Raw genomic sequence first — 26,988 nt, 5'->3', positions numbered from 1 at the left:
TTTTATTATAATTTCTGGAGGGCTTCGCGGATGGCCTGGATTTTTGCGTCTGCATCGGCCAGCTTAGCCTTTTCTCTTTCCACGACCTCGGGTTTGGCATTGGCCACAAATTTCTCATTGGAGAGTTTGGCTTCTACTGATTTTTTGAAGCCCAGGGTATATTCCAGCTCTTTCTGCAGGTTTTCTTTTTCCGATTCGGTATCCAGGTTTCCGCCCAGGTCCAGGCCGAACTCATCTCCCTTGATCACATACGTCATTCCGGATACTTCGTGGGCATACGTGATGGTGCCGATATTGGCCAGCTTCATGATCAGCGGCTCTAAGGGCCGGTAGCGTTCCGGTGCCGTTGTCCTGATCTCCAGGGGCAGGCTTTCTTTGGGTGAGATCTGCTTGCTCTGGCGGGTGTTTCTCACCCAGGAAACCAGCTCGGAAAGAATCTCAAAGTTACCCAGTATTCCGGCATCGGCTTCACCGCCTTTCGGAAACGGCTGGATACAGATAGAGTCGCCGGCACTGCGGTCAGCCAGGCTTTGCCAGATCTCTTCTGAAATAAAGGGTATCCAGGGGTGCGCCAGCCGCATCAGCTCATCAAAGAACCCGATGGTGGCGTTGTAGGTTTCGGGGGCTACAGGCTGTGCCACGCCGTCGGCATAGGCCGGTTTTACCATTTCAAGATATTGGGAACAGAAATCGTTCCAGATCAGGTTATACGTGGTAAGCAGCGCGTCAGACATCCTGAATTTTTCATAGTGCTCACGTACTTCTGCAATGGCGGCATTCAGCCGGGCGCGGAACCATTTTATGGCTGCCACAGGGACTTCTCCCGCACCGGTTTCCCAACCTTTTACAAGGCGGAAGGCATTCCATATTTTATTGGAGAAATTCCGGCCCTGCTCTACCAGCTTTTCATCGTAGGGCAGGTCGTTGCCTGCGGGAGAGCTGAAGAGCATGCCTGTACGTACGGCATCGGCCCCGTATTGATCGATCAGGTCGAGCGGATCCGGGGAGTTGCCCAGCGATTTCGACATTTTGCGGCCCAGCTTATCCCGCACAATACCGGTGAGGTACACATTTTTGAAGGGGTATGTGCCCTTGTATTCATAACCGGCAATGATCATCCGGGCCACCCAGAAGAACAGGATTTCCGGGGCGGTCACCAGGTCATTGGTAGGATAATAATACCGGATATCTTCATTTTCCGGGTCTTTGAAGCCGTCGAAAACAGAGATCGGCCACAGCCAGGAGCTGAACCAGGTATCCAGTACGTCTTCGTCCTGGGTGAAGTCTTCCGCCGCTACATTCAGGCCTTTCTCCCGGGCCTGACTAACCGCTTCTTCGAGGCTTTTGGCCACAATTACGGTGCCGTCTCCGAGGTAATACGCCGGAATGCGGTGGCCCCACCAGAGCTGCCGGCTGATGTTCCAGTCGCGTACGTTCTCCATCCAGTGATTGTACGTATTTTTAAACTTGGGCGGGATCAGGCGGATGGTATCGTTCATCACGTTTTCCCACGCAGGCTTGCTGATCTCCTTCATTTTAAGAAACCACTGCAGCGAGATCTTCGGCTCAATGACCGCCCCGGTTCTTTCAGAGGTTCCCACGTTGGATTTGTAGTCTTCCACCTTAACGAGGTTTCCTGATTCTTCCAGCATTTTGATGATCTTCTTGCGGGCTACAAACCGGTCTTCACCCACCAGGATCTGTGCTTTTTCGCTAAGCTTCGCATCATCTGTCAGGATGTCTATCACCTCCAGGCCATGCTTTTCACCCAGGATAAAGTCGTTTTGATCGTGTGCCGGGGTCACCTTCAGGCAGCCGGTACCGAAGTCCGTTTCCACGTATTCATCGGCAATCACCCGGATCTCTTTGTTGATAAGAGGGATGAGCACGGTTTTCCCGACCAGGTGGCGGTAGCGATCGTCATTCGGGTTGACACAAATGGCGGCATCGGCCATGATGGTTTCGGGCCGGGTAGTGGCAATGGTCAGGCCATCGGTGCTGCCCGGGAAAAAGTAGCGGATATATACCAGCCTGGAGGCCATTTCTTTGGTGATCACTTCTTCATCAGAAACGGTGGTCCTGGCTTCCGGGTCCCAGTTGACCATACGATAGCCCCGGTAGATCTCTCCCTTGTTATATAAATCAACAAAAACGTCAATTACGGCATCGTACAGGCTGGGCTCCATGGTGAAGCGGGTTCTGTCCCAGTCGCAGGAAGCCCCCAGCTTTCTCAGCTGCTTCAGGATGATACCGCCGTATTTTTCGGTCCATTCCCAGCAATATTTCAGGAACTCTTCACGGGAAAGGTCGGCCTTGTTGATGCCCTTTTCTTTGAGCATGGCTACCACTTTTGCTTCTGTAGCAATAGAAGCGTGATCGGTACCCGGAACCCAGCAGGTCTCTTTTCCTTCCATACGGGCTTTCCGGACCAGCACATCCTGGATGGTGTTGTTCAACATGTGCCCCATATGAAGTACGCCCGTTACGTTAGGAGGAGGGATAACCACGGTGTACGGCTCTTTACGGGGATTGGGTTTTGAACTGAAAAATTTATTCTTTTCCCAGTAAGCGTACCATTTATCTTCTACCTCTTTAGGACTGTAGGTTTTTGAAAGTTCCATTGCTTGCGATTGAAATAATTTGCAAAAATAAAGAAAATGTTGATATGAAGGGCCGGGGCACTTATTCCCATTTCCAGATCCTCTCCGGGGTAATGCAATAATCCATCCGGATATCCAGGGGGGAGGGGTTGCTTATGCGCTCTACCGGTTCCAGCAGGGAGAGCCCGGTTTTCAGCGTATGACCGCCTGCCCGCGACAGAAACCGGTCGTAATAGCCTTTGCCATAACCCACCCGGTAACCCTGCTGGTCAAAGGCCAGGAGGGGGATCAGCACAAGAACGTCGGGATATTTCCGGAAAAGATCTTCTGAATCGATAGCCCGGCTGAGATCAGCGGGTTCGTCTATGCCCCAATGATTTTTTGTAAGGGCCAGGCCGGATGTATAGGGTACGTGAAGCATTTCTCCGTTGCCGAGGCTTTTGGAAATGTAAATATCTGAAGGGAAATCTCTTTGCAACGTTTCCAGCACGGGGTAAGTGTCGGGCTCATTGTTTTTCCGGATAGGCAGGAAAACATGTACGGCAGAATACCGGTGAACGGGGATACGGCTGAAGAGAAGGGAAGCAATTTTCCTGCTTTTCGACTCCACTTCAGACGCGGTCAGCAGGGCCCGTTTTTGCCGGGCGTCAATGCGTATTTCTTCCTTTGTCATAAATTCCTGGTCCTTTATGCAAAGATAGGCGTTCAGAAATTAAAATGAGGTTGTCAAAACTGACAACCCCATATGTGTTTGTGGATTAGTAGAAAGTTTAATGCAGTTATGCAGAGCGTGAATACCTATACAGATTCAGTCATTTAGCGTGAGCGTGGTGGGATTGAGCGATGTTTTACCCGGTTTACTACCCTTATTGGAAAATTTAGAGATAGTAATTTTTCTGATATCGAGCTTTTTGTCTTTCATAATACAGCTGATTTATAAGTGGGAATGATTAATTTTATCTATTCCAAAGATTGTAGATCTTACGTGACGCAGAAAAAAAAATATACCAACTGAAGTATTCACTATACGAAAAGCGATAATGGAGGGAGAAGAAGCTATAATGTTTGCTTTAAAAATAAAGAATAAAGGAGAAATTGCAAGCCATCTTACGATATGGATTGCTTTCTGGACCACAGATTTTTTATTCACGTATGGGTTTCAAAGCGGGAGAACAGCGATAATTCCGTTCGTATTCAATGCGCTTACTAATACGATTTATTTTTACGTTTGTGTTTTCTATATCATTCTACCCAGTTTTTCTAAATCACGGGTTCTGACATTTTCGTGTATTTTTATTTTGTTGGTCTTTTTTGTTTTTTCTAAGATGGGAGTTGAAAATTTTTTAAGAACAGATAATTATATTCTTAATATAGAGAACAAGGGTACCATTATAAGGTATGTCAGCTTTGAGTTCTGGAGATATTCCTATATGACCTTTTTCTCATTTGCCTACTGGTATTATATTAAATCCATACAGGAGGAAAAACTGCGGCGGGTAACAGAAGAAAAGCTGCTGAAAACAGAGATTGCTTTTTTAAAGGCGCAGATCAATCCGCATTTTTTGTTCAACACCCTGAATTTTGTCTATAGCGATGTGGCGGGATTGAGCCGGCGCTCGGGAGAAGCCCTCATGTCGCTTACCCGGTTAATGCGTTATTCGGTAGAAAGCACAAAGAGTGAACAGAATACAGTAGAGAAAGAGCTGGAAGCAATAGATGAATACCTGAAATTACAAAAGCTGCGTTTTGGTGATCGCCTGGCATTAAACTATACCCGGCAGGGTAACCTGCTGGTTTTTTCAATGCCTCCCCTGATTCTTATCAGCCTGGTAGAAAACGCATTCAAATATGGTATACAGGATGATTTTACAGATCCCATAGAAATAAAGGTAAGGGTAGATGCATCGGGGCTGGCATTCTGGTGCCGGAATAAAAAGCGGTTGGATTTTATTGATAAGGAAACTACCGCTTTGGGGCATACCAATATCAGAAGACGGCTTGAAATGGCCTTTCCGGATCACTTTGACCTGAAGGCTCTGGACTCGGTCACGCACTTTGAAGTAGGCCTGGATATTACCTGGGAGGAGGGCCATTGAAGTTTAAACGATTTAGAAAAACATATTCACAACAGAAGACAAAATACCTATATGACCTGTATAATTATTGATGATGAAGACGCTGCTATCCAGCTCTTGGAAAATTACATTAAAAGAACACCTGCACTAAGCCATCGCTGTTCTTTTCAGAATGCAGTAGAAGCGCTGCGGTACACAAAAGGGAATGCAGTAGACCTTATCTTCCTGGATATTAATATGCCGCACCTTTCCGGCCTGGGCTTCCTGGAGCTTATGGAAAACGGATCAAAGGTTATCCTGACCACGGCCTATTCAGAGTATGCGCTTGAGGGGTATAAATACGATGTGGTTGATTACCTGACCAAACCCATTGCTTTTGAGAACTTCCTGAGGGCCGTAAAGAAGGCAGAAGAGCGCATGGGCCTGGGTACAGACGTTAAAAAGCCTAAGCGGTCAGGAGAGTTGGATGACTTTATCATGGTGAAGTCAGACCGGAAGGGCAAGTTGGTTAAGGTAGTGTTTTCCGACATTGTTTATATTGAGTCGATGCGGAATTACGTAGGGATCTATACCCGCCAGAAAGAAAGAATCATTACCCTTCTTTCCATGAAAGAGCTGGAAGAACGCCTCCCCAAAGAGTATTTCTTCAGAACCCATAAGACATTTATTGTGGCATTAAGCCAGATCAAAATGATTGACGGAGGTGAAATCGTGCTGCAGGATGTCAAAGACCGGGTTCCTTTGGGAGGAACGTACCGTCAGTCGTTTTTTGAGCGGCTGGAAACCAAGATCATGAAACCTTAGGAATCTTTCTTACGGCGATCAGCGACGTATAGTATCTGCCCAGGAAATCGTACATGACCAGCTCGTGTAACCGTTGACCGGAACTGATGAGCCGGTTAACCGTCATGTGCATGCAACTGATGAGGACCTGTTCAAAAGCTGCCGGGTCTGCTATACGGTCAGAGATTTCTCTCCATAAGGTGCATATCCCGGCTTCATAAGGGGTGAAGATCCGGTGTAAGGGGTGATGCTCTTCCAGGAATTTTTCTAATTTTTTCCGGCAGGTTCTGTACCGGACATCGATTTGTGATTTTAAGCGCCGGTCCATTTTAAACTCTTCCGCAAAAGCATTCCGTACTTTTTCTATCAGCATTTTTTTACGGGAAACAGAAAGACCGGCGGCATGTAAAAGGCGGTCGATATTGAGGAGTCCGTACAGCCATTTTACTTCCTCCCGTTCATCACCTTCCGTCTGGTCCAGGAAATCGAGGTAGATCCGGCTGTCGACCCAAAACAGGTGCTCAATTTGTTGAATGGTTTCGTGGCCATACCGTTCCAGTTCCCTCCGGTAGGTATCGGCCTGGGTTTTCCATACCACCCCGTTGCTTTCAAACGGCAGAATATAAAAGCGAATCAAACGGAGGAGGCCGGGCAAAAAACGGGTATCCGTCAGGTGAAACCGCACCCGCAGATGATTATCGGGATCGTTATACCGGATAAAAAACCAATGATCGATCCAACTGCTTGCCCCGGCTTCATTAATGATGTGCGCAATACCGTTTTGCAGGATGTTATCGGCCGACTTTGCTCCACAGTAAAATTTGAAATACACCCATTCTGAACCCAGGCTGAATGTGCGCTGAACGGTGCTTAAAGCGCATTCCTCCCTTGTATACCGGTATACAGGGTCGTTCCGCATCAGAACAGCAATGAACTGATTCACCATTGCACGGCCCTCAGCGTTTTTCACAGGTATCGTTTCATCGCCGAGAAACTCTTTAAGCAGGATAGCACTTTTCTGTTTTACCGAATCCAGGAAAACCCGGAGCAGAAGGGGATTGGCACTATCAATAAACAGCTCATTGTCTCCTTCCGCCAGTACAAAACACCGGGGTATCTTGTATTGTTTCTGCCAGGCCTCAAATTCGTCGGGGGTGAGGTCCGGCTGTTGAACCGGTAGCAGATGTTGTGAAGCAAATTGCCACATGGCCGGACTAAGAATTACCCGGCCGTCGGCTACACGGGGCAGGAACACAAACTCTTTGGCCAGCTCACCCCAGGTGAAGTCGAGAGAGCTTTGGAAACCCTGGGTTTGAAGGTCGCACAGGAACCGGTAAACCGGCAGCGAATGGTTTTTGAAGTTGTGTGCACTTCCCAGGCGGGGCACCACTACTTTATTCAATTTCCGGTGACGCAATACCAGGCGGTTATTTTTTACAGACAGGCAGAGATCCCGGAGAGAGATCCGGTTCTCCTGTGGCAGGTCTGACCGGGCCAGCAAGGGAATCTCGTAATGCCGGAAGGCGGGCCGGCACAGGATGTTTCCCGTGCGGCTTTCCGGCAGGTGAACAATTTCTGCGAAAATTACATCAGGATTATTCCTGCTTTCCGTGTCGGCTATGTCGTGAAGCATTTGGGAGATATCTTCTGAAGCATGTCCGAACCTCCCGATAAGATTGGCTGCACTGCTTCCGCCTATGGTTTCAATAAATATTTTACGGTCATCTACCAGCCGGAACATTACGGCAAAACTGGGACCGGGGTTTGGGTTTTGTCCGGGGATATCAGGGAGGGGCATTTCATAGGCCCCGTCCTGCTGTGCTTTTTGAAGATTTTTGAAGAGCGCCTGTTGCCATTCTTTCCATATCCGTTCCGGAGCCCTTTCTTCTGTTGACGGAAGAGTGATCCCGTCGGTCAGGGGCGTAAAATCTTTCGCTTCATCACTTGGGTAGCCTATACCACTCTCCGCGTCCAGCGCGGTTAGCAGCGATACTTCTTCGTGTTCATACCGGGCATAAAACCTCGATGTAAAGTCATTTATGGAATGGGTGTCAGGGGCAAAAATACTGAGCCGGGGAATCACCCTCAGGATCTCCTCCTGGTATTCGGTGCTTATTGTATCGGCCTCTTTTTTCCAGTGGTTAACCCTTACCGTATGAAAAAGCTTATTTTCATCCGGGATTACCCCCAGTGTTTGTAATTCGTGTATAATTTCTTCGTATGCGGTGATGGAGCGGCTCTTGTCCAGCTGACGGAGCTTTTGCCGGACGTTGCCGATGGTGAAAGCAGCAGGGAGCCCCGCCCTGCTTGCCACCCGCAGTATCTGTTCCATGAAATCGTCGCCGGTGATGCAGGGCTGCAATTCACTGACAAGGATTTGCATATCAACCAACTCATGAAGGAAAGCCCGCGCGTCTGCTTCGGATATTCCTTCCTGCCGGAGCGCGGTCATCAAAGTAAAGAAATCAGCACCCGCCGTTGCCTGCTTCAATACAGCCCGGATATACAGGTCGTTTTTAACAGAGCTAAGGACAGGTGTATCGAAGTGTTCCGTATACCGGATGTCCCCGCCGAAAAAATACAGGCTGTTGTTGGGGTAGTAGACCAGGTGTTCACGCAGGCGGGGGGCATGGTCAAGCTCACGGGCCAGGGCGCAGAGGTAATCCATGTCGAGGCGGGTTTTCCGGCTATATGGCGCTTCTGCTGAAAGGCGGGTCTTATCGCCCCAGTTCACCACACCTACTCCGGAAAACAGCCCGAAAGGAGTGGCGCGATAACGACTCCTGATAAGATACCGGGTAAGCGGAAAAAGAATTTTCTCCGGGAGTCCACCGGAAGACTTCAGCTCTGAAAACAAAGAAGGAGAGGCCAGGTAAAGCGCTTCTCTGAACGTGGCGTCGGTTTGGATGCAGGTCCGGAGAGTGGGTTCGTCAATTTGCAGAGAGAATGCTTCGTGCGGAGTACGGAGAATGAGTTGGGGATGGAAGGTGAGGCTTTGCATGGGGTTTATCGTTTTAAAAAGAAAAACCCAAGTATAAAAGAGGGTAGGATTACCCGTCAAAAAAACTACACCAATTCTGAAATTATAGGTACCAACGGCTCACTTTTGACCGGTGTGCAGCACAAATATGAAACTCCCTGTTGTCTATAAGCGCAGATATCCCGGAGGGTATTTCCGGGATATCTGTGCTCAGGATGGAGTGCTGTTTTCTTAATAGCCCTGGTTCTGGGGATAGGACTCGCCCAGCAGGTTCATTTCAGAAAGAGGAATAGCCCAGTTCACCATGTGCGGCCTCATTCTTGTACGGGCGTCAGACCGGTACGGGAACGGATCTTTGGCGGTATTCGCATGTCCGGCCGAGTTCTCCGCTGAAAGGTCTCCGCGTTTACCGTAACCTGCGTGATCCACAATATATTCATACAGCTTTCCGGTACGTTTCAGCATATACCATCTTCTGCCTTCAAAGGCCAGCTCCCTGGCCTGCTCATCCAGGATGTCTTCCAGCCGGAGTGTGCTCAAGGGGGCGGTACCGGCTCTTTTTCTGACGGCGTTCAGCTGTCCGAGGGCAGTTCCTGACTGCGGGCTGTCGTTCACAGTTCCGATGTTCCCCAGCATGAGGTTTGCTTCGGCGGCGTAGAGATACGTTTCGGCAAGCCGGGCGATCATAATGTTTTTGGTCTGAGTATCCACGGTAGGATTTCCATCATCCGGAAAATACTTTTTACATCCCGCGTTAAGGCGGATAAAGAAGGCGTTCCGGTCTGCAGCCAGCGGCGCAAATTCCTGCCAGGTGCTGTGCACTATTTTTTCACCGATAACCTTGCCTTCAGGCAGGGTGGCGGGATCATTGTACACATAATCCTGGATATAGTAAGATCCTTTTACCCGGGTATCGTTAGGATCTTCATTGAGCAGGTCCCGCAGGTAATTATTGAGGGTAAGCCAGCCAAAGCCCCTGCCTCCCTGCTCTACCGTATATTTAGAGCCCGGCATCAGCTCGGCATAGTTGGGCATGAGGTTAAAGTTAACCTTATTGGGCCCGCCGTTTACCAATACCTTAAACTGCAGCGCCCACAGGGTTTCTGAGTGGTTAAGGTCGCCCTTGAAAACCAGTCCGGTAGAAGATAACAGGCTGTTCGCACCGGAGCTGATCACGGCTTCCGCCTGGGCTTTGGCTTCCTTCCAGTCTTTCTGCCACAAAGCCACCTCTGCCTTTAAATGCCGGGCCATATTCTGTGTGATTCTTCCCGGTTCGGTAGTCTTCAGGGGGAGATTCCCGATGGCAAAAGCGAGGTCACTTTTCACCAGGTCAAAAATTTCTGCTTCTCCGGATTTGGAAGTAACCACTTTCTGAACGGTTTCAGGAGTGGTGGGTTCGGTGGTCACATAGATGTTGTTAAACAGCTTGTAGAGAATAAATACCGAATTTGCCCGGAAAAATTTTGCTTCACCAAGCACTTTATTCTTCCGTTCATCGCTCATCCCCTGTATTTTTTCGGCCGATGCGATCAGGGCATTGGCCCTGTCCATGATCCGGTAATACAGCCGCCAGTAGTCGGAGTAAACGTAGCTGTTTTCCGGGGTGGTACCCTGTATCATCCTGCCGTAGTTGGAGATTTCTCCTCCCCGGGGTATGGTAAGGTCGTCTTTGGAGTCAATCACAATGGGATTAGAGCCGTTGTTAGCCATATTTTCCCAGAACGACCGCTGAATGTTGTACAAACCCACCACACCCGATTCAAGTCCTTCGGGGGTGTTGTAGACGAAGTCTGCCGTAAACGAACTGGCCGATTTTTCGGTAAGAAAGTTTTCGCACCCGCTGAGCCCGATGATGAGCAAAGCCGGCAATAGTATTTTTTGAAATATTTTGATCATTACTTTTTCGTGTTTAGAAGCTCAAATTAAGACCCATGGTAAACCCTTTGGCATCGGGGAAGTCATTGGGGTTATTTTCAGGACTATACGATTTGTAGTCTGTAATTGTCCATAAATTGGTCCCTGTCACGTATACTTTGACATGATTTAAATTTGCCTTTCTCACCAGGTAGGGGGGAATATTGTAAGCCAGGGAAAGTGTTCGCAGCCGTACGTAAGAAGCATCTGCCACCCCCAGGATTTCGACGTTCGCAGCCTTGGTAGAATAATTCGGTCTCGGATAAGTATTCGACGGGTTTTCAGGGGTCCAGTAGTCTCTCTTTATCCCGTTTCTTACCGCCGTGTTGTAACCCCCTTCATTAAACTGGCCCAGGTAGGGATTATATTTGGTAACGCCCTGAACGGTATAAATATCGGCCATCAGCTCAAAGCCCTTGAACGATGCAGTGGTTGAAAATGAGCCAAACCAGTCGGGGGCGGTATTGATGATCACGTTATCGTTGATATCGATCACCCCGTCTCCGTTCACGTCTTTTACCCGGATAGCGCCGGCATGCAGTGTGGCGTCGCTCTGGAAAGGATTGGCGATGGTACCGCCTTTGGAACCCTGTCCTGAAGCGAGGGCTTCCTCGTCGGTCTGGAAGATACCGTCAAATAATTTGGTGTACAGCACATTTACGCCGTGTCCGATGAACCGGTTCCGTGAAATATCGTCTTTAGGATTGCCGAATTCATCGGTAATGCCCGATTTCAGGAGCTTGTTTTTATTGCGGGTAAATGAACCGGTCACCGACCATTTCAAAGGCCCGTCTCTCAGGATATGGCCTGTAAGCAGCGCTTCAATACCCCTGTTCTGAATTTCCCCGCCGTTCGTGATCATGGAAGAAAAGCCTGACATCCCGCCCAGAGGCACATCGGTGAGGAGGTTCGTGGTGTGCATGTCGTAATATTCCACCGTACCCATGATCCTGTTTTTCAGGAACCCGAAATCCAGACCGGCATTAAAGGTAGTACTGGTTTCCCAGGTAAGATCCGGGTTGGGCAGCTGTCCGCCGGGCAGGTTTCCGCCCTGGAGTATGCCGCCGAAAACGTAGGAATTGTTATTTACAAGTCCAAGTGTCTGATAAGGGGCAAGGGCCTGGTTTCCTACAGATCCGTAGCTCAGCCTGAATTTCAGCTCCGAAACATCGTGCAGGTTTTCCATAAAGCGCTCATTCTGTATTTTCCATGCAAAGGCTCCGGCGGGGAAGAAGCCCCACTTGTTATTTTGAGCAAAAACCGAAGAACCGTCTCTCCGGGCCGTGAAAGTAAACAGGTATTTGTCTGAAAGATTGTAACGGGCCCTTCCCAGGAAACCTACCAGCCTTCTGCGTGTTTCACTCCTGACCACCTTGAAATTGAGGGCATTGGTGATGCCGTCATAGCCCAGGACATCGTTGCTGAACTGGGTGCCGGTAATGTAGTCAGAAGAGTAGTCTCTTTGGTTAACGGATTGCACAAATGTGAAGTCCAGCTTGTGGGTGTTATTTATTACCGGACTGAAATTCAGGATATTTTCAACCAGGAACTCTTCCCAGGAGCTGTTGGTCAACGTGGCCGTGCCATTGGTGGCTATTCCTTCCGAATGCAGTCTTGTCCGGTAGGTGCCGTCATCCATAAACTTCCTGTTGTACAGCGTGTTCAGCCGGTAGCTGAGGGTTTTGGTAATGGCGTAATTCCCGGCAAGATTCAGGTTATAATACGACGACTTGGATTCGTTATTCGCTTCCCTAATGTTCCATAAAGGGTTTATCGTGCTGCTGCTGGCGTTAGCCCCGGCCAGCCTGAATACGAGGTTGCCGTCCAGGTCATAAGGACCCATAAATGGAGAAATGGTGATAAAGTCAAGCGATGAACTTTCTCTCTGCTGGCCGTCGGTAGCCAGGTTCAGGTTCATGTCTATATCGATCTTGCTGTTTATTTTCCGGTTCAGATTTAACCGGAAGGCGCCTCTTTTGTAGTCGGAATTCGGCAGAAGCCCGGTCTGCGTAAAGTAGTTTAAGCTCGAAAATATTTTGGTGACCTCATTTCCCCCGCTTATGTTTATGGTATTGCTGTTGGTAATAGCGGTCCGCATCATTATTTTTTCCCAATCGGCAAAATTCCCGGCTTTGTAATTGATGTATTCCGGTGCTGCGGCAGATCCCCCGAAGTTAATTTCGTCAGAACTGTAGTCTTTGCCGCCCGGATTATTGGCTCTTACGGCTTCCCGCCGGTACTGGGCAAACTCTTCGGGCGTAAACATGTCAAAGTTTTTGGTCAGGCGCTGAGAGGTGTAATAGGTATGAACCCCCACCTGGATTTTGCCTTCCTTGCCTCTTTTGGTAGTGACCAGGATAACCCCGTTAGCTGCACGCGCACCGTAAATGGCCTGAGCCGAGGCATCTTTCAGGATCTCGATAGAGGCGATATCATCGGGATTAATGTCATTGATGTTATCAATCGGGAAACCGTCCAATACCACGAGCGGGTCATTGCCTCCGCTGATAGATTTTTGTCCCCGGATTAAAATATTGGAGCTGCCTCCGGGCCGGGCTGATCCTAAGGTCACCTGGACACCTGCTGCCTGGCCGCGAAGCATTTCCGCCACATTAGAAGTGGGTACGGCAATGGCTTTATCAAGATCTACCTTAGACAGGGCCCCGGTTACATCGCTTCTTTTCTCTGTACCGTACCCCACCACAATGATCTCATCAAGCGCCCTGTTATCTTCTTCCAGCACCACATCCGCCACATTGCTGACCGGTACCGGAATTTCTTTTTTCTTAAACCCGAGATAGGAAAAGACCAGCACGCCCTGTTCGTCGGGAACGTCAAGGGTATATTTTCCTTCGGCGTTGGTCATTGTGCCCCTGCCGGTATTTTTGAGAGAAACGCTCACCCCGATTAAGGGTTCGCCCTGCTCGTCCCGAACCGAACCGCTTATCGTTCGTTCGGCCTGCCGGGCGGGCACCTGGAGTAATGCTTCGTATTCCGTTATTTCTCTTGCCTTCATCTTTTTCAACAGTATCCGGTTGTCAAATACTTCGTAGTCAATTCCCAGCGGTTTAAGCACTTCGGTTAGGAGGGTATATACTGAAGTGTTTTTTAAGTGGGTTGCCACAGGCTGGGTGATGTTAATCCGGGAACTGTAGACAAACTTTATATCGGTTTGTTTTTCTATTCCCGTTAACAGCTCGTGAAGGCTAACCTGTGCGGCCGGAATATTTACGATGCGCGCCAGGCTCTTTTGGGCTTCCACATCGTGTGCCAAAGCCAGGCTGCCGCAGAAGATGGCTATAAGAAATTGATAGAAACTAATTTTCATAAGCTTCACAATGATTTGGAGGCTCGGTATACTTTTTTTCATAAATTAGCATATGTTTTAGTGATAAAGCATGGCCTTCCGGTTTAAATTGGCGTTTAGATAGAAGGCCTGGTTTAAGGGGGGATGAGACATCATCCCCTTTTTGACTATTACTGAATGTTTCCTTTTTTATACCATATAATCTGTTTTAAAATTTGATCAATTACATCCTTCACCGCTCAAAAAAACCGTGGTACCGTTTATAATGTAGGAGGCCTCTACTGACTTGCAGATGAGCTCCAGCCGGGTAAACATAGGCAGGTTTTCAAGATCGGCATTCACAATACACTCCTCAATGTTCTTATCGTCAATCTGAAATTCTATTCCGTACACCTCCGTGAATGTCCTGGCCACTTCCTTCAGCGGAGTGTTGACAAACACAAATTTGGATTCAGGAAACACCTTGTCAGGCAGAGGCTGGGGAGATTCGACAAGGGTTCTGTTCAGGTTCTTAAAAAGCTTATTATATACTACCTTTTGATTGGGGAATAAGACCATCCTGGTTTGCTTTTTCATATTGGGATTATAGACCGTGACCTCACCGGTCACCACCCGTACCTCTATGACATCCAGGTCAGAATTCTGAGATATTTCAAAGCTTGTTCCGAGCACTTCCGTAACCAGGTCTCCCGAAGAGATAATAAACGGCTTGCTTTTATCAGGCGTTACGTGGAAGAACGCGGAGCCTTCCAGGGTTACGTTTCTGTGGTTTTTGTTAAAATTTTTGTCAAAGTGAATCTGTGCATTCCGGGCCAGTGTAACCTCGCTTCCGTCAGGCAGGGTCAGGTGCCGTTTTTCAGAAACTGCACTCTCCATTTCTGAGCCGGGCCCGGGCCGTGTTTTAAAAAGCAGCCCTATCACTACAAGAATACAGGCCGCAGCCCCGGCTATGCCTATTCTTTGCCAGATCAGGAACCTCCTTTTCAAAGGTAATTTTTGTGCAATGTTTCCCCACATTCGCTTCTCCAGGGAGACCATTTCTTCGGTGGGCATGTGTAAAGATTCCAGCTTCTGTGCGGCATACCATTCCTCAATCCGGCGCTCTTCCTCCTCTGTGCAGTGGCCGTCCAGATATTTCTTTATCGTATCGTTAAATTCTTTCTGAGTCATGGTATTAATTTTTTGAATTGTACATCCACAAGCTTTCCTTCAGGAATTTTAAAGACTTGGTAATGTGATATTCAACTGTTTTGTCTGTAAGATGTAGGTCTTCTGCGATCTGTCTGACCGACTGGTTGTGAAACCGGCTTCGTCTGAACACCTCGGCGCTTTTTTCAGGAAGCCGGGCCAGCGCGGCCTCAACGGCCTCGGAAAGCTCGCTGTAATGGAGGGTCTGGAAGGGTACCGACGATTGTACCACCTCCTGCAGAATAATATATTCCTGGTACTTCCGGTAGCTGATCTGAGATTTGATGAAATCGTAGATCTGGTTTTTTATGGATACTGTGAGATAAACATCCAGCCGTTTTATCCGTACACTCTCCCGCCGGTTCCAGATGCTCAGGAAAACATTCTGCACCAGCTCTTCGCATTCCTCTTTTACACCGAGGTGATGAAATGCAATACCATACAGCTTGAACCAATACCTTTTGTATATTTCTTCAAATGCGCGGGAATTCCCCTCATGCAGCATATCCACTAACTGTATGTCAGAATATTCTTTCATTAAGTTTAAAAACCAGCCCGGGTTTATGCCCGTAACCGGGCGTTTACCAGTATAGTAGAATAATAAAGAAAAAACCCTAAAAAATTATAAAAATTTTTTATTCAGGCACCACAGCGCTCTTCATGCTTTTCCGGATATGGTATTTTACCAGGAGGAAAGACAGGGTGCCGTACACCAGTATCTGCAGCAGCATAGCATAGATATGGGGCAGGATATCTGCAAAAGCGGCTTTCTGAAACAGCATCATTTTATGGGCTTCCAGAAAAGGAGTAAGCGGGATAGCGCTGGCCAGTAGCTGCACACCTGCAGGCATAGCTTGCAGCGGCCAGCTGTATCCCCCGATAATAAATGCCGGGGCCGCCATCAGCATAAGAATCTGTGTTGCCCTGAGTGAGTCTTTGAAAAGAATGCTCAGGCATACCCCCAGCATGCTTACGGCCACTACAAAAATAGCGGTATTTACGGCAAACGGCCACAGGGTATACGGCATAGGGGCATTAAATGCCTGGTGAAAGAAGTAGAACAGTGCGGCAATCCCTACTGATAAAACCCAGAAAGGAATTACTTTTACCAGGATCATTTTTACGGCAGAATGCGTACGGCTCAGCAGCTCTGTACGGAAGGTCTTCTGCTCGAATTCACGCGAGAAGCTGACCGCCAGGCCCAGCAAAAGCACCTGCTGGAATACCACCATAATCATACCGGGCCACATGTAGGTAAAATAGTTGGCCCCGGGATTGAACAGGCGGATATAATTGGCTTTGAAGGGCTCGTATTGCGGAGAAGGCGAGCCCTCTTTTTTCTTTAAGGCAGCGATCTCCACACCGGCACTGAACGACCCGATGGTCATTTGTGCCGCCCCGGAAGCCAGGTTGGCAGTTACCAGGTTGGTGGTATTGATGTAGGTATTGATCTCGGGGTATCTTTTCTGAAGGATATCCGCCTCGAAGCGGTCGGGTATAACCACAGCCAGCACGGCTTTCTCCCGGATAAGCTCTTCCTGCGTAAGGGTATTGCTATACTGTACAGAAACAATCTTCAGCTTTTCATTCTCGCTGAGCATATCGGTTAGCTGGTTGCTCAGCGGGGTATTGTCCTGGTCGATAATGATTACAGGCAGATCTTCTACTTTTCCGCTCTTATAAACCATGCCGATGAGCAGGGCATAAATAACGGGTGCCAGCAGAAATACAGACACGAGGGTGGAGTCTTTGAAGAATAGTTTAAACTCTCTTTTGATCAGGCTTTTCATACGTGTAAAATTCGTTTTTAATTTGGGGTTGCTCGTTTTTATTTCTCGTTTTCAATCCATATGACCGTGGCGTTCGTGAGCCATGCTGAAGAATTTTTCAGGTTATCCGGTACAATTTTTACTTCGTAAACGGCTTCTTCGATCTGGTAATCAGGATACGCAGCGGTAATGTTGGCATACCGGGTGAGTTGCTTCACCGTAGTTATTTTTCCCGTGGCTGTCTGGTTCAGGTAAGGCATGCTTACCTGAACACGATCTCCCTTTTTAAAGGCGGCTACTGCGTGCTCGGGCAGGGTAAAGCGGAAATAAACCCGTTCCGGAATGTACCCGTTAAAGAGGGGATAACCGGCGGGGGCAAGTTCTCCTTCATGCAGGCTGATGGTTTCAATCATCATGTCGCTGGTAGCAATGATGTATCTTTCCGACAGGGCGATCTGAACTTCCTGTAAAGCACCCCTGGCCTGGTCGGCCTGGCCCTGCGCTGCCTGGCGGGTCTCGTAGCGAACCCCGTTCTCCGCCTCATTTAATTCGGCATTTACGGCATCAAGCTGGGCTTTGGCACCCAAGTATTTCGCGCGGATCTCGTCGTATGACTGTGCAGAGATCATGCTGTCGGCAGCCATGGCACGGGCGCGCTGATACGATTTTTCAGCAAAGCTGAATTGCTCTTCGAGGCCGGTTTTCTTGGCTCTCAGCTGCTTCAGCTGATTAGAGGTTGCCCCGTTCTGCGCAAGTGTGCGCTGGGCCTCTGCCGATTTCAGCAGGCCTTTCACTTGTGAAAGCTTAGCATTTGCTTCGGGTACATCCAGGATAGCCAGGGTGTCACCGGTTTTTACCAGGTCTCCTTCTTCCACCATAACCTTGAGGACCCGCCCGGTCACCTTGGGAGCAAAAGCGATGACATCGCGTTTGACTTTTCCCTCTAACCGGGGAGCCGGTTTTTCGGCACAACCGGTTAAGCCGGCCAGCAGTAAAACAGAAGAAGTTATTTTTAACAGATTTTTCATTGTTGTCTATCGTTTATCGCTTTTCAAAGCGGGTGATTACTGAATATTTTCGGGTTGCAGCGAGCCGGTGGCTTTCAGCAGTGCAAAAGCCATTCTTCGCTGGTTAAAAAGGGCTTGCTGGTAGTCAAGCGAAGCCGCTAAAAAATCGTTTTCGGCATCGATCAGGTCAGAAGACCGGATCAGCCCTGTTTTAAATTCTTTTGTAGCCTGGGCCAGGGCTTCTTCTGCCACTGAAAGCTGTATTTTCCTCGATTGGATCTCCCCGTTGGCGGTGTTGAGATCGGTTTGGGCTTTTGAGAGGTTGAGATCCAGCATTTCTCGGGTCTCTTCTCTTTCCAGCTCGGCGATCCGTACTTCCAGCCGGGCTTTCTGAACGTCTCTTTTCCCTTTAAAGCCGTCAAAAATATCCCAACGAAAGCCTATGCCTACCCGGATATCCGGTGCCAGCTGAAAAGATTGGGTAGTCAGCGTATTGTATCCCAGGTTATGGGGGAGCTCGGTTTTTCCTTTCAAACGGGCATCAAAGAGATTGAGGTAGCCTGCTGATGCAGAAGCCATCACTTTGGGCTTCCACCAGGACTGTGCCGCCGCTACCTGGTGCTGACGTGCCTGTATAACGTGATCCAGGGCCAGCAGCTCGGGCCGGTTGGCCGGGGTAAGGCCGGTGCCTGAAGCGGGTATGGCGGTTAAAGAGCTTTGGAGAAGAGCCAGTCTTTCGGGCGCTATCCCGGTATACATGGCCAGCTGGCGGATCAGCAGATCGCGCTGCCCTTCGTAAGATACCCGCTGATGGTTCAGCCGGCCCTGGGCCACTTCCAGCTTCTGGTATTCATACCGGGTGATAAGCCCGTATTCGAGGGCCTTACCGGCAGTTTTTTTATGAACGTCCAGGCGCTTCTGGCTGTCGTCAAGAAGTACCTTCACCTGGTCAAGGAGCGCCAGCTGGTCATAGGCTTTGAGCACGTCTTCCGTGATCTGCTGGCGGTCTTTTTCCACCATCACCTTTTGGGCACTTATCTTTTCGTTCAGGGCTTTTTTCATAGCGGGAACTTTACCGCCTGAATAAACCAGGGAATGGATGTCAAGCCCGGCCCGGGCCAGGTTGGCCGTTCCGGTGAAGCCGTTGTCTAATGCGGGCAGCTGGTGGGCACCGTCAGGCAGGTAAAGGGTAGTGGCATCGGTTTTAATGCTGCCGTTTTGTGCCATAAAGCCGTATTGGCCGCTTACCTCTGCTACAGGCAGGTAGGCCTCGCGAAGCTTTTGCATATCCAGGCCGGCCAGCTCGATGTTCCGGTCAGCGATTTCCGTTTTATGGCTTTTGTTCAATGCCTGTTCCAGCAGTTCTTTCAATGTGGGGGCGGCTTCCTGCGCATACAGCGGGAAACCGGTCAGTATACAGAGAAAAAGAAATAATTGCTTTTGCATGATCGTTTTCGTTTAAGATTACGATGCAAAGTTCCGAACACGGGGATTCCCGATTTTTGACATAGATCAAAATCGTATATCCGGATAAAAAATGCGGCACAAAGCCGTGTTATTTCCGGCCGCGGATCCGGCTGAGGGTTTCCTGTGTGATACCGAGGTAGGAGGCGATGTGGCCCAGGGGTGCGCGCTGAAGAATGTTTCCTTTGGTTTGTTCAAGGGTTTCGTACCGCTGCTGGGCATTCTGAAACTGCAGCGCAACAATACGCCGGTTGGCCTGGTAAAGAAAATGAGCCAGGATATGGCTTTTGATCTTTTCCACCACCGGGAACTCCTCCAGGAGGCGGTTCAGCCCGTCTTGCGAAATAAACCGCAATTCCGAATCCTCCAGCAGCTCGATACTATACTGCGAGGGCTTTTGCTCCAGGAAGCTCTCACTGGGGGCCATAAAATTATTTTCCGGGAAAAATTCATAGGTAATGTCTTTCCCCGATTCGTTGTAATAAAACATCCGGGCCAGTCCTTTTTCAATATAGAAAATATGCCGGGCCACGTTTCCTAATGAAAAAACAAGCTCGTTGCGGGGGAGAGATTGGGTATGAAATTCCCGGCGAAGCGCCTCAAAAAGGGCCTCGTCAGGAGAAATCAGAGCAGAAATGGCTTCTTCCAGCTTCATGGGTAACAAAGATAATCACATCTGCCGATTAATCGGGCCCATCAGGCCCTACTATGGCAGACTTTGGAAAAATCTTTTAATTTTGCAAAAAAACCAAAAAATATGAAGGCATACGTTTTCCCCGGGCAGGGAGCACAATTCAGCGGGATGGGCAAAGAGTTGTATGAAAGTTCTTCTCTTGCGAGAACACTTTTTGACAAGGCAAATGAGATCATAGGATTTGATATTACGAGAATCATGTTTGAAGGGTCGGAGGAGGAGCTTAAGCAGACCAATGTTACCCAGCCGGCGGTTTTTCTGCACTCGGTGATCCTGGCAGCTACCGTAGAAGGTTTCCGGCCTGACATGGTAGCCGGTCATTCGCTGGGTGAGTTTTCAGCCCTGGTGGCTTCCGGGGCGCTTGCCTTTGAAGATGCGTTGCGGCTGGTGGCCAAACGGGCGGAAGCCATGCAGAAAGCCTGTGAGCTTACCCCTTCCACCATGGCGGCGGTACTGAACCTGCCGGATGAAAAAGTGGAAGAGATAGCAGCAGCCATTACATCAGAAACGGGCGAAACCGTGGTGGCGGCCAACTACAATTGTCCCGGACAGCTGGTGATTTCCGGTACTATAGAAGGAATTAATATTGCGGTAGAGAAAATGAAGGAAGCAGGAGCCAAACGTGCGCTGGTGCTGCAGGTGGGTGGAGCGTTTCACTCGCCGCTAATGGAGCCCGCCCGTGAAGAGCTGGCCCGCGCCATCCGGGAAACAACGTTTAAGTCACCGGCCTGCCCTGTTTACCAGAACGTCAATGCCCTGCCTTCAACAGACGTGGAGGTGATCCGGGAAAACCTCATCGCCCAGCTTACTGCACCGGTTCGCTGGACCCGCACCATACAGAATATGGTGGCTGACGGAGCCACAGAGTTTGTGGAGTGCGGACCCGGAAAGGTATTGCAGGGACTGGTGAAAAAAATAGCTCCGGAGGTAGAGACATCAGGAGCGTAGTCGGGAACCCAAAATCTCGGTATACCAAACCACATAATTATTATGGAAAAAAAGTGGGTGTTTAAAAATACACCGTCTACCGGCGGCGGGCAGGAGGTGGTCAGTAGGCTGGAAACCGACCTGGGTATTCCCCGGCCGCTGGCCGTGATGCTCTGGCAAAGGGGAATCAGTAGTTTTGAGGAGGCGCGGCATTTTTTCAGGCCGCAGCTTTCCGACCTCCATGACCCTTTCCTGATGAAAGATATGGACCGGGCCGTAGACCGCCTTACACAGGCCGTTGAAACAGGTGAAAAGATACTGGTTTACGGAGATTATGATGTAGACGGCACCACTGCGGTGGCTATGGTCTATGATTTTATCCGGAAATTCCATCCGGCGGTACTGTATTATAATCCCGATCGCTACACAGAAGGCTACGGTGTTTCACAAAAAGGGATCGATTACGCCCTTTCCGAGGGGGTTACTCTTATCATCAGCCTGGATTGCGGCATTAAAGCGGCCGACAAGGTGGCTTACGCTGCGGCCCGGGGGGTCGACTTCATTATTTGTGACCACCATGAGCCCGGCGATGAGCTTCCCGCTGCAGTGGCCGTACTTGACCCCAAGCGGAAAGACTGCGCTTATCCCTACAAGGAGCTGACCGGTAACGGCGTGGGATTCAAGCTGCTTTCGGCCTACTGCCTGCAGCATACGATCAGCTTCCGGGTGCTGGAAGAATACCTTGACCTCGTAATGGTGAGCATTGCATCTGATATTGTGCCGATCACCGGCGAGAACCGCATACTGGCTTTTTACGGGCTGCAGAAGCTGAATACGGGCCCGAGGGTAAGCCTTAAAGCCCTGATGTCGGTTGCCGGGGTGCAGGGAGAGATGTCGGTAGAGTCGGTGGTATTCACCATCGGGCCCCGCATTAATGCAGCCGGCCGTATCCGTCATGCACGGGCAGCCGTTGAATTGCTGCTTTCAGAAGACAGGGAGGAGGCCATGGCGCTCGCTTACGAGATCCAGGCGCATAATACCGAACGGAAAGGCCTGGATTCCCGCATTACGGATGAGGCTATGGCGCTTATCCGCCAGGACAGCTGGCTGCTGAATGAGGCCAGGAGTACGGTGCTTTACAGCGAGAGCTGGCATAAAGGAGTAATCGGCATCGTGGCGTCCAGGTGTATCGAACAGTTTTACCGGCCAACGGTCATCTTTACCAAATCAGGAGAGGGCCTGGCGGCCGGTTCGGCCCGTTCGGTTACGGGCTTTGACCTCTACAGCGCTATAGAAGCCTGCTCCGGGTACCTGGTGCAGTTCGGCGGACACATGCATGCTGCCGGTATGACCATTGAGCTGGACAGGATCAATGATTTCCGCAAGGCGTTTGACGAGGCCGTCAGGGCCAGCCTTACCGAAGAGCAGCGCGTACCGGTGATTCACGCCGACCTGGAGATTTCCCTGGCTGAGCTTACCCCAAAATTCCAGCGGATCATGAAGCAGATGGCCCCGTTCGGCCCGCAGAATATGCAGCCCGTTTTTGTTTCGCATAACCTGAGAACGGTTTCCGAACCGAAGGTATTGAAAGAAAAGCACCTGAAAATGGATGTTCAGCAGGATGGGTCAGCCGTGGTTTTCCCGGCTATAGGCTTTGGCCTGGCCGAACCCTTCTATGAGCAGGTACGATCAGGAAAGCCGTTTTCTATGGCTTACTCCCTTGAAGAGAATACTTTTCGGGACAAAACCACTTTGCAGTTGTTTATCCGGGATATCAAGTTTTAATAATACCTTTGTAAAAAGATGGAAAGAATGGTATTGCGTACAGAAGACCTGGTGAAGAAATACGGGCAGCGGATGGTCAATGACCACGTAAGCTACCAGGTAGAACAGGGAGAAATTGTAGGTCTGCTGGGCCCTAACGGGGCCGGTAAAACCACTTCTTTCTATATGGCGGTGGGATTGGTGAAACCGAACTCAGGAAAAATATGGCTCGATAACCTGGATATTACGCGTCTTCCGATGTACAAACGGGCTAAGCTGGGTGTAGGTTACCTGGCCCAGGAGGCTTCCGTATTCCGGGATCTGAGTGTGCAGGATAACATCATCGGGGTTATGGAGCTTTCCAGGCCACAGATGACCCAGGCCGAGCGGAGGGAAAAAACCGAAGAGCTCCTGGAAGAATTCAGCCTTACCCATGTTCGTAAAAATAAGGGAATGGTGCTCTCCGGCGGAGAACGGCGCAGAACGGAAATCGCACGGGCGCTGGCCGTAGATCCCAAATTTATCTTACTGGATGAGCCGTTTGCCGGTGTAGACCCCATTGCGGTAGAAGAGATCCAGGGAATCGTGGCCAAGCTGAAGCACCGGAATATCGGTATCCTGATCACCGACCACAATGTAAATGAGACCCTCTCTATCACTGACCGGGCTTACCTGCTTTTTGAAGGCAAGATCCTGAAGCACGGTACAGCAGAAGAGCTGGCGGCCGATGAGCTTGTACGAAAAGTATACCTCGGCACGCATTTTGAGCTGAAGCGTAAGATCTGATCACTGAATTTTTATGCCCCAGAGTCCGCGGTTGTTCTTCCGGGCCTCCTGCTGACAGAGGATAAACGTATCCGCATATTTTACATTGGGCGATACCGTAAGCACTACGGCGTATCCTTTCCTGACCAGTTCCGCATTGATAAAAGAGCCGTCTTCCAGGTAAACATAGGCCAGGGTGCGCCGGTACCGGTCGTAACGCCCGATGTCGTATTCCAGGCGAACTCTCTTTCCCTGCACCCGTTTGCGGAGATAGGCCGTAGCCTCTTTCCCGTAGAAACCGGCCTTTTTCCGGGGAGTATCCCGGGTTTCGTGCGCGTCAATCCCGATCAGCCGGATCTTTTCCTCTTTCCCGTTCTTCCCGCTGACCCACAGGGTATCACCGTCTACCACCCGGGTTACCACGCGCAGGTCGGGAGAGGGCTGAAGAGACGTCAAACCCCAGAATAGCAGGAAAAGAAAATATTTCATGGGTATAAGATAGTTCCGGGCATGTTATTCCGGACCGGGCTACTTTAGATAAGCGTATAGAAATAAAAAGGAGATGCATACCGGTTATGCATCTCCTGAAAGTAATCTCTGAAAATTATTTTTTGGCTGCAGTAGTATCTGCTTTGGATTCTCCTTTTTTCGAAGACTTATACTCCTCGTTCAGCCCTTTGAGTACATCCTGTGTGATATCCAGGTCTTCTTTAGCGTACAATACACCGCCTCCTTTAGAGTAACCGATAACCATGTCATATTTATCAGAAGCATTGTATTTCTTCAGATATTCATGGATTTTATTCAAAAGCTCATCGGTTTTTTTCGCCTGCTCCTGCTGTAAGTTACCGGCTGCATTTTCGCGGTACAGCATAATATCCTGCTCTTTTTTCTGCAGGGCAGCCTGTTGGGTCAGCGCCTGTTGCTCAGAAAGTCCGCCAGCCTGTACTCTTCTCTGGAAGAGGGCCACTTCATTCTGGAACGACTGGGCTTTCCGCTGAAGCTCATTATCCAGCGCAAAACTCTTATTTTCAAATTCTTTTACTACGTCTTTGTAGTATTCGTAATTATTCAGAAGAGTGTCTGTATTCACATAAACAATTCTCCCGGAAGGCTGACCGGCAGACGGCTTACTTTCTCCTCCTTTTTTATCACAAGCCACCAAAGCCACACTCAGGCCTAAAAACAGCGCAACGATTTTTTTCATTTAAGCAGATATTTTTAAAAAGTCTGCAAATATAATGATTTTCTTCAATGTATCACCATTTCAGGGGTACGCTCACCAGTACATCATCCCAGCTGATGATCAGTTCCTTGTCATCGTTGCTCTTAATGATCAGCTTTTCTTCCGGAGCAGACAGCCTGGTTACGGGAACTTTCACTTCCGCCACGTTTTTGTCTTTGACCTTATCGTATCCGAACGCTCCCCATTGCTTCATTTCGGTATTCAGGATCACTGTCCATTCGGTTTCGTTAGGAATGGAATACAGGGTGTACGTTCCTGCCTTAACGGGGGTTCCGCCGAAATTAACATCTTTCCGGAATGTTATCTCGGTAGCGGCATTGGCACCGGTACGCCACACTTTTCCGTATTTCTCCAGTCCGCCGAAAATTACTCTCCCTTTTTTAGACGGCTGACCATACGTTACACTGATGTTAGCACTTTCTGCGGTTACTGTAGGGCTCTGCGGGGCTTTTTTCTCCTGTGCATAAGCGGCTACGGTGAACAGGGCCAAAAACATTACCAATAATTTTTTCATGCTTCAGATTTATTTTTATGTATAAACGGTGATTTTGCCGTTTTATTTCTTTTCGGCCAGGTGCTTTGCCATTTCTACCGGATCGGTAGGGGTTTCATTTATAATGTCTGATTCAATGAGGCCGTCGCGAAGCCGGACGATCCGGTGGGCGTAACGGGCGATGTCTTCTTCGTGCGTTACCATGATAATCGTGTTTCCTTTCGCATGAATATCGGCAAAGAGCTGCATGATCTCGTACGAGGTACGGGTATCCAGGTTACCGGTGGGTTCATCGGCCAGGAGGATAGAAGGGTCATTGACCAGGGCACGGGCCACGGCTACCCGCTGGCGCTGACCCCCCGAAAGCTCATTCGGCTTATGGCCGCTCCGTTCGCCTAATCCTACGCTTTCCAATACCCGCTGGGCTTTTTCAGAGCGGTCGGTTTTGTTGTAGCCCGCATAAATCAGGGGGAGGGCTACATTTTCAAGCGACGACTGCCTGGGCAGCAGGTTGAAGGTCTGGAACACAAACCCGATCTCTTTGTTACGAACCTCCGCCAGTTCATTTTCTGACATATCGCTTACATCCTTGCCGTTCAGCACGTAGGAGCCGCTGGTGGGCGAGTCGAGGCAGCCGATGATGTTCATCAGGGTGGATTTCCCGGAACCCGAAGGCCCCATAAAAGCCACGTATTCGCCTTTCCGGATGGTTATAGAAACCCCTTTCAGGGCGTCTACCACTTCCGCACCCATGATGTACCGCTTGGTAATATCTTTTGTTTCAATGATGGTCATAACGGCTGTCTGTTCATTTCCCAAATCTAAGGGCTTTTGAAGATAATCGGATAAAGTTTTCTATCAAAGACCCATTTAAAGGATAGATGGTTTAAAAACCCGGAGGAATTCCTGTTCCTAACCGGGAATTCGCTTAAGTTTGCAGGCGGAATTTAATAGCAATGAACGGTGAGCCATTTCCCCGGAGCTCACTACGCGGAACTGATTTTATACGGATGAGAAGATTTCTGAATATACTGATCAGCGGAGAGTCTCTCGGCTATGAGGAAGCACGGGAGGCGATTACCCTGATCGCAACGGGCGGAGCCAATACTTCACAAGCGGCTGCATTTCTGATGGGCATCCAGCAAAAGGGGATCACCCCTGATGAGCTGGGCGGGTTCAGGCAGGGTATGCTTGACCTGGCCGTTTCCCTGGACTTTGAAGACCTGGAGCCCATGGATGTCTGCGGAACGGGCGGCGACGGAAAACATACCTTCAACATCTCCACCACGTCAGCTTTTGTAGCAGCGGGTGCCGGGGTGAAAATTGCCAAGCACGGAAACCACGGGGTAAGCTCGGCAGTAGGCAGCAGCACGGTTCTTGAATTCCTGGGAGTAAAGTTTACGAACGATAAAGATCACCTCCGGCAGAAAATTGAGCAGGCCGGCATTTGCTACCTGCATGCGCCCCTGTTTCACCCGGCCATGAAGCATATCGGGCCGGTACGAAAAGAGCTGGGCGTTAAAACCTTCTTTAATATCCTGGGGCCGCTCATGAACCCGGCAAACGTAAAAGCCCAGCTCAGCGGGGTGTCTGATCTGAAGACTTTTGAGCTCTATAAAAACCTGTTTTTAGGGCAGGAAGGGCACTTTGCCGTTATTCATGCCTTAGACGGATACGACGAGATTTCGCTGACCGGCGGGTTTAGGGTATGGAAAGGGGAAGAAGATAAAGTGGTACAGCCCGCTGACTGGGGCCTGCCGCTGATCAACCCGGAGCGGCTTAGCGGCGGCAGTAGCCTGGAAGAGTCGGCCCGGATCCTGACCGGCATACTGAAAGGGGAAGGAAGCCCCGAGCAGGTGGCCGCCGTACAGGCCAATGCCGGCCTGGCGATAAGTGTATCGCGGAATGTTAGTTTTGAGGAAGGGCTTTCACGGGCGGAAGAGTCGATAAAAAGCGGAAGCGCCTACAGGAGTCTTAAAAAACTGGTAGAGTAGATTTATATCATAAATGAA

At 49.6% G+C, this 26,988-nt stretch carries 21 protein-coding genes; 6 read left to right on the top strand and 15 right to left on the bottom strand.

Annotation, left to right across the window (positions count from 1 at the left end; genetic code table 11):
* Positions 1 to 5 precede the first annotated feature (5 nt).
* The gene (locus AB2U10_RS10615) at positions 6 to 2,621 is read right to left on the bottom strand and encodes a valine--tRNA ligase (protein ID WP_367914066.1); all 2,616 of its coding nucleotides are present in this window, start codon (positions 2,619 to 2,621) and stop codon (positions 6 to 8) included.
* 61 nt (positions 2,622 to 2,682) lie between these two features.
* Positions 2,683 to 3,273: a 5-formyltetrahydrofolate cyclo-ligase gene (locus AB2U10_RS10610; protein ID WP_367914065.1), complete on the bottom strand. Its 591-nt coding sequence runs from the start codon at positions 3,271 to 3,273 to the stop codon at positions 2,683 to 2,685.
* Between the two features lie 757 nt (positions 3,274 to 4,030).
* On the opposite strand from AB2U10_RS10610, the gene AB2U10_RS10605 reads away from it, so the two are divergent.
* Complete coding sequence (locus AB2U10_RS10605; RefSeq protein WP_367914064.1) at positions 4,031 to 4,696, top strand: sensor histidine kinase; 666 nt, start codon at positions 4,031 to 4,033, stop codon at positions 4,694 to 4,696.
* A 51-nt stretch (positions 4,697 to 4,747) separates the two neighbouring features.
* Complete coding sequence (locus AB2U10_RS10600) at positions 4,748 to 5,479, top strand: LytR/AlgR family response regulator transcription factor (protein ID WP_367914063.1); 732 nt, start codon at positions 4,748 to 4,750, stop codon at positions 5,477 to 5,479.
* On the opposite strand, the gene AB2U10_RS10595 is transcribed toward AB2U10_RS10600, so the two are convergent.
* The 9 genes from AB2U10_RS10595 to AB2U10_RS10555 all read right to left on the bottom strand — a co-directional run bounded on the left by AB2U10_RS10595 (position 5,466) and on the right by AB2U10_RS10555 (position 19,742).
* Positions 5,466 to 8,459, bottom strand: a complete 2,994-nt coding sequence (locus AB2U10_RS10595; RefSeq protein WP_367914062.1) for a lantibiotic dehydratase — start codon at positions 8,457 to 8,459, stop codon at positions 5,466 to 5,468. The genes AB2U10_RS10600 and AB2U10_RS10595 overlap by 14 nt on opposite strands.
* A gap of 210 nt (positions 8,460 to 8,669) precedes the next feature.
* Entirely contained in the window at positions 8,670 to 10,334 is a 1,665-nt protein-coding gene (locus tag AB2U10_RS10590; protein ID WP_367914061.1) for a RagB/SusD family nutrient uptake outer membrane protein, read from the bottom strand.
* Between the two features lie 13 nt (positions 10,335 to 10,347).
* The gene (locus AB2U10_RS10585; RefSeq protein WP_367914060.1) at positions 10,348 to 13,680 is read right to left on the bottom strand and encodes a SusC/RagA family TonB-linked outer membrane protein; all 3,333 of its coding nucleotides are present in this window, start codon (positions 13,678 to 13,680) and stop codon (positions 10,348 to 10,350) included.
* 198 nt (positions 13,681 to 13,878) lie between these two features.
* Positions 13,879 to 14,829 (bottom strand): FecR family protein, encoded by a 951-nt coding sequence (locus AB2U10_RS10580; RefSeq protein ID WP_367914059.1) that lies wholly within the window; start codon positions 14,827 to 14,829, stop codon positions 13,879 to 13,881.
* Between the two features lie 4 nt (positions 14,830 to 14,833).
* Entirely contained in the window at positions 14,834 to 15,385 is a 552-nt protein-coding gene (locus AB2U10_RS10575) for an RNA polymerase sigma-70 factor (RefSeq protein WP_367914058.1), read from the bottom strand.
* A gap of 97 nt (positions 15,386 to 15,482) precedes the next feature.
* The gene (locus tag AB2U10_RS10570; RefSeq protein ID WP_367914057.1) at positions 15,483 to 16,637 is read right to left on the bottom strand and encodes an ABC transporter permease; all 1,155 of its coding nucleotides are present in this window, start codon (positions 16,635 to 16,637) and stop codon (positions 15,483 to 15,485) included.
* A gap of 38 nt (positions 16,638 to 16,675) precedes the next feature.
* Entirely contained in the window at positions 16,676 to 17,644 is a 969-nt protein-coding gene (locus tag AB2U10_RS10565; RefSeq protein ID WP_367914056.1) for an HlyD family secretion protein, read from the bottom strand.
* A 36-nt stretch (positions 17,645 to 17,680) separates the two neighbouring features.
* On the bottom strand, positions 17,681 to 19,069 hold the full coding sequence (locus AB2U10_RS10560; protein WP_367914055.1) for a TolC family protein: 1,389 nt from the start codon (positions 19,067 to 19,069) through the stop codon (positions 17,681 to 17,683).
* A gap of 109 nt (positions 19,070 to 19,178) precedes the next feature.
* Positions 19,179 to 19,742 carry a Crp/Fnr family transcriptional regulator gene (locus AB2U10_RS10555; RefSeq protein ID WP_367914054.1) on the bottom strand — a complete coding sequence of 188 codons (564 nt, stop codon included), beginning with the start codon at positions 19,740 to 19,742 and terminating at the stop codon, positions 19,179 to 19,181.
* A gap of 102 nt (positions 19,743 to 19,844) precedes the next feature.
* On the opposite strand from AB2U10_RS10555, the gene fabD reads away from it, so the two are divergent.
* Genes fabD through lptB form a run of 3 tightly spaced genes read left to right on the top strand, consistent with a single transcriptional unit; the run spans position 19,845 to position 23,258 of the window.
* On the top strand, positions 19,845 to 20,729 hold the full coding sequence (gene fabD / locus AB2U10_RS10550) for an ACP S-malonyltransferase (protein WP_367914053.1): 885 nt from the start codon (positions 19,845 to 19,847) through the stop codon (positions 20,727 to 20,729).
* Between the two features lie 42 nt (positions 20,730 to 20,771).
* On the top strand, positions 20,772 to 22,493 hold the full coding sequence (gene recJ, locus AB2U10_RS10545) for a single-stranded-DNA-specific exonuclease RecJ (RefSeq protein WP_367914052.1): 1,722 nt from the start codon (positions 20,772 to 20,774) through the stop codon (positions 22,491 to 22,493).
* 27 nt (positions 22,494 to 22,520) lie between these two features.
* Positions 22,521 to 23,258 (top strand): LPS export ABC transporter ATP-binding protein, encoded by a 738-nt coding sequence (gene lptB, locus AB2U10_RS10540; protein ID WP_367914084.1) that lies wholly within the window; start codon positions 22,521 to 22,523, stop codon positions 23,256 to 23,258.
* Here the strand turns inward: lptB and AB2U10_RS10535 are convergent, their stop codons facing one another.
* The 4 genes from AB2U10_RS10535 to AB2U10_RS10520 all read right to left on the bottom strand — a co-directional run bounded on the left by AB2U10_RS10535 (position 23,259) and on the right by AB2U10_RS10520 (position 25,771).
* Positions 23,259 to 23,726: a thermonuclease family protein gene (locus AB2U10_RS10535; RefSeq protein ID WP_367914051.1), complete on the bottom strand. Its 468-nt coding sequence runs from the start codon at positions 23,724 to 23,726 to the stop codon at positions 23,259 to 23,261.
* Positions 23,727 to 23,841: 115 nt separating this feature from the next.
* Entirely contained in the window at positions 23,842 to 24,444 is a 603-nt protein-coding gene (locus AB2U10_RS10530; protein ID WP_367914050.1) for an OmpH/Skp family outer membrane protein, read from the bottom strand.
* A 52-nt stretch (positions 24,445 to 24,496) separates the two neighbouring features.
* Positions 24,497 to 24,997 carry a DUF2911 domain-containing protein gene (locus AB2U10_RS10525; RefSeq protein WP_367914049.1) on the bottom strand — a complete coding sequence of 167 codons (501 nt, stop codon included), beginning with the start codon at positions 24,995 to 24,997 and terminating at the stop codon, positions 24,497 to 24,499.
* Positions 24,998 to 25,039: 42 nt separating this feature from the next.
* On the bottom strand, positions 25,040 to 25,771 hold the full coding sequence (locus AB2U10_RS10520) for an ABC transporter ATP-binding protein (RefSeq protein ID WP_367914083.1): 732 nt from the start codon (positions 25,769 to 25,771) through the stop codon (positions 25,040 to 25,042).
* A gap of 215 nt (positions 25,772 to 25,986) precedes the next feature.
* Here AB2U10_RS10520 and trpD point away from each other — a divergent pair, with 215 nt between their 5' ends.
* A complete protein-coding gene (gene trpD, locus AB2U10_RS10515) occupies positions 25,987 to 26,970 on the top strand; it encodes an anthranilate phosphoribosyltransferase (RefSeq protein ID WP_367914048.1) in 984 nt (327 codons plus the stop codon).
* Positions 26,971 to 26,988 lie beyond the last annotated feature (18 nt).

Source organism: Leadbetterella sp. DM7 (assembly GCF_040829825.2).
Taxonomy (GTDB): Bacteria; Bacteroidota; Bacteroidia; order Cytophagales; family Spirosomataceae; genus Leadbetterella.
Note: the sequence above shows the minus strand (reverse complement) of the source record. Positions and strands in the feature narration are given on the sequence as shown.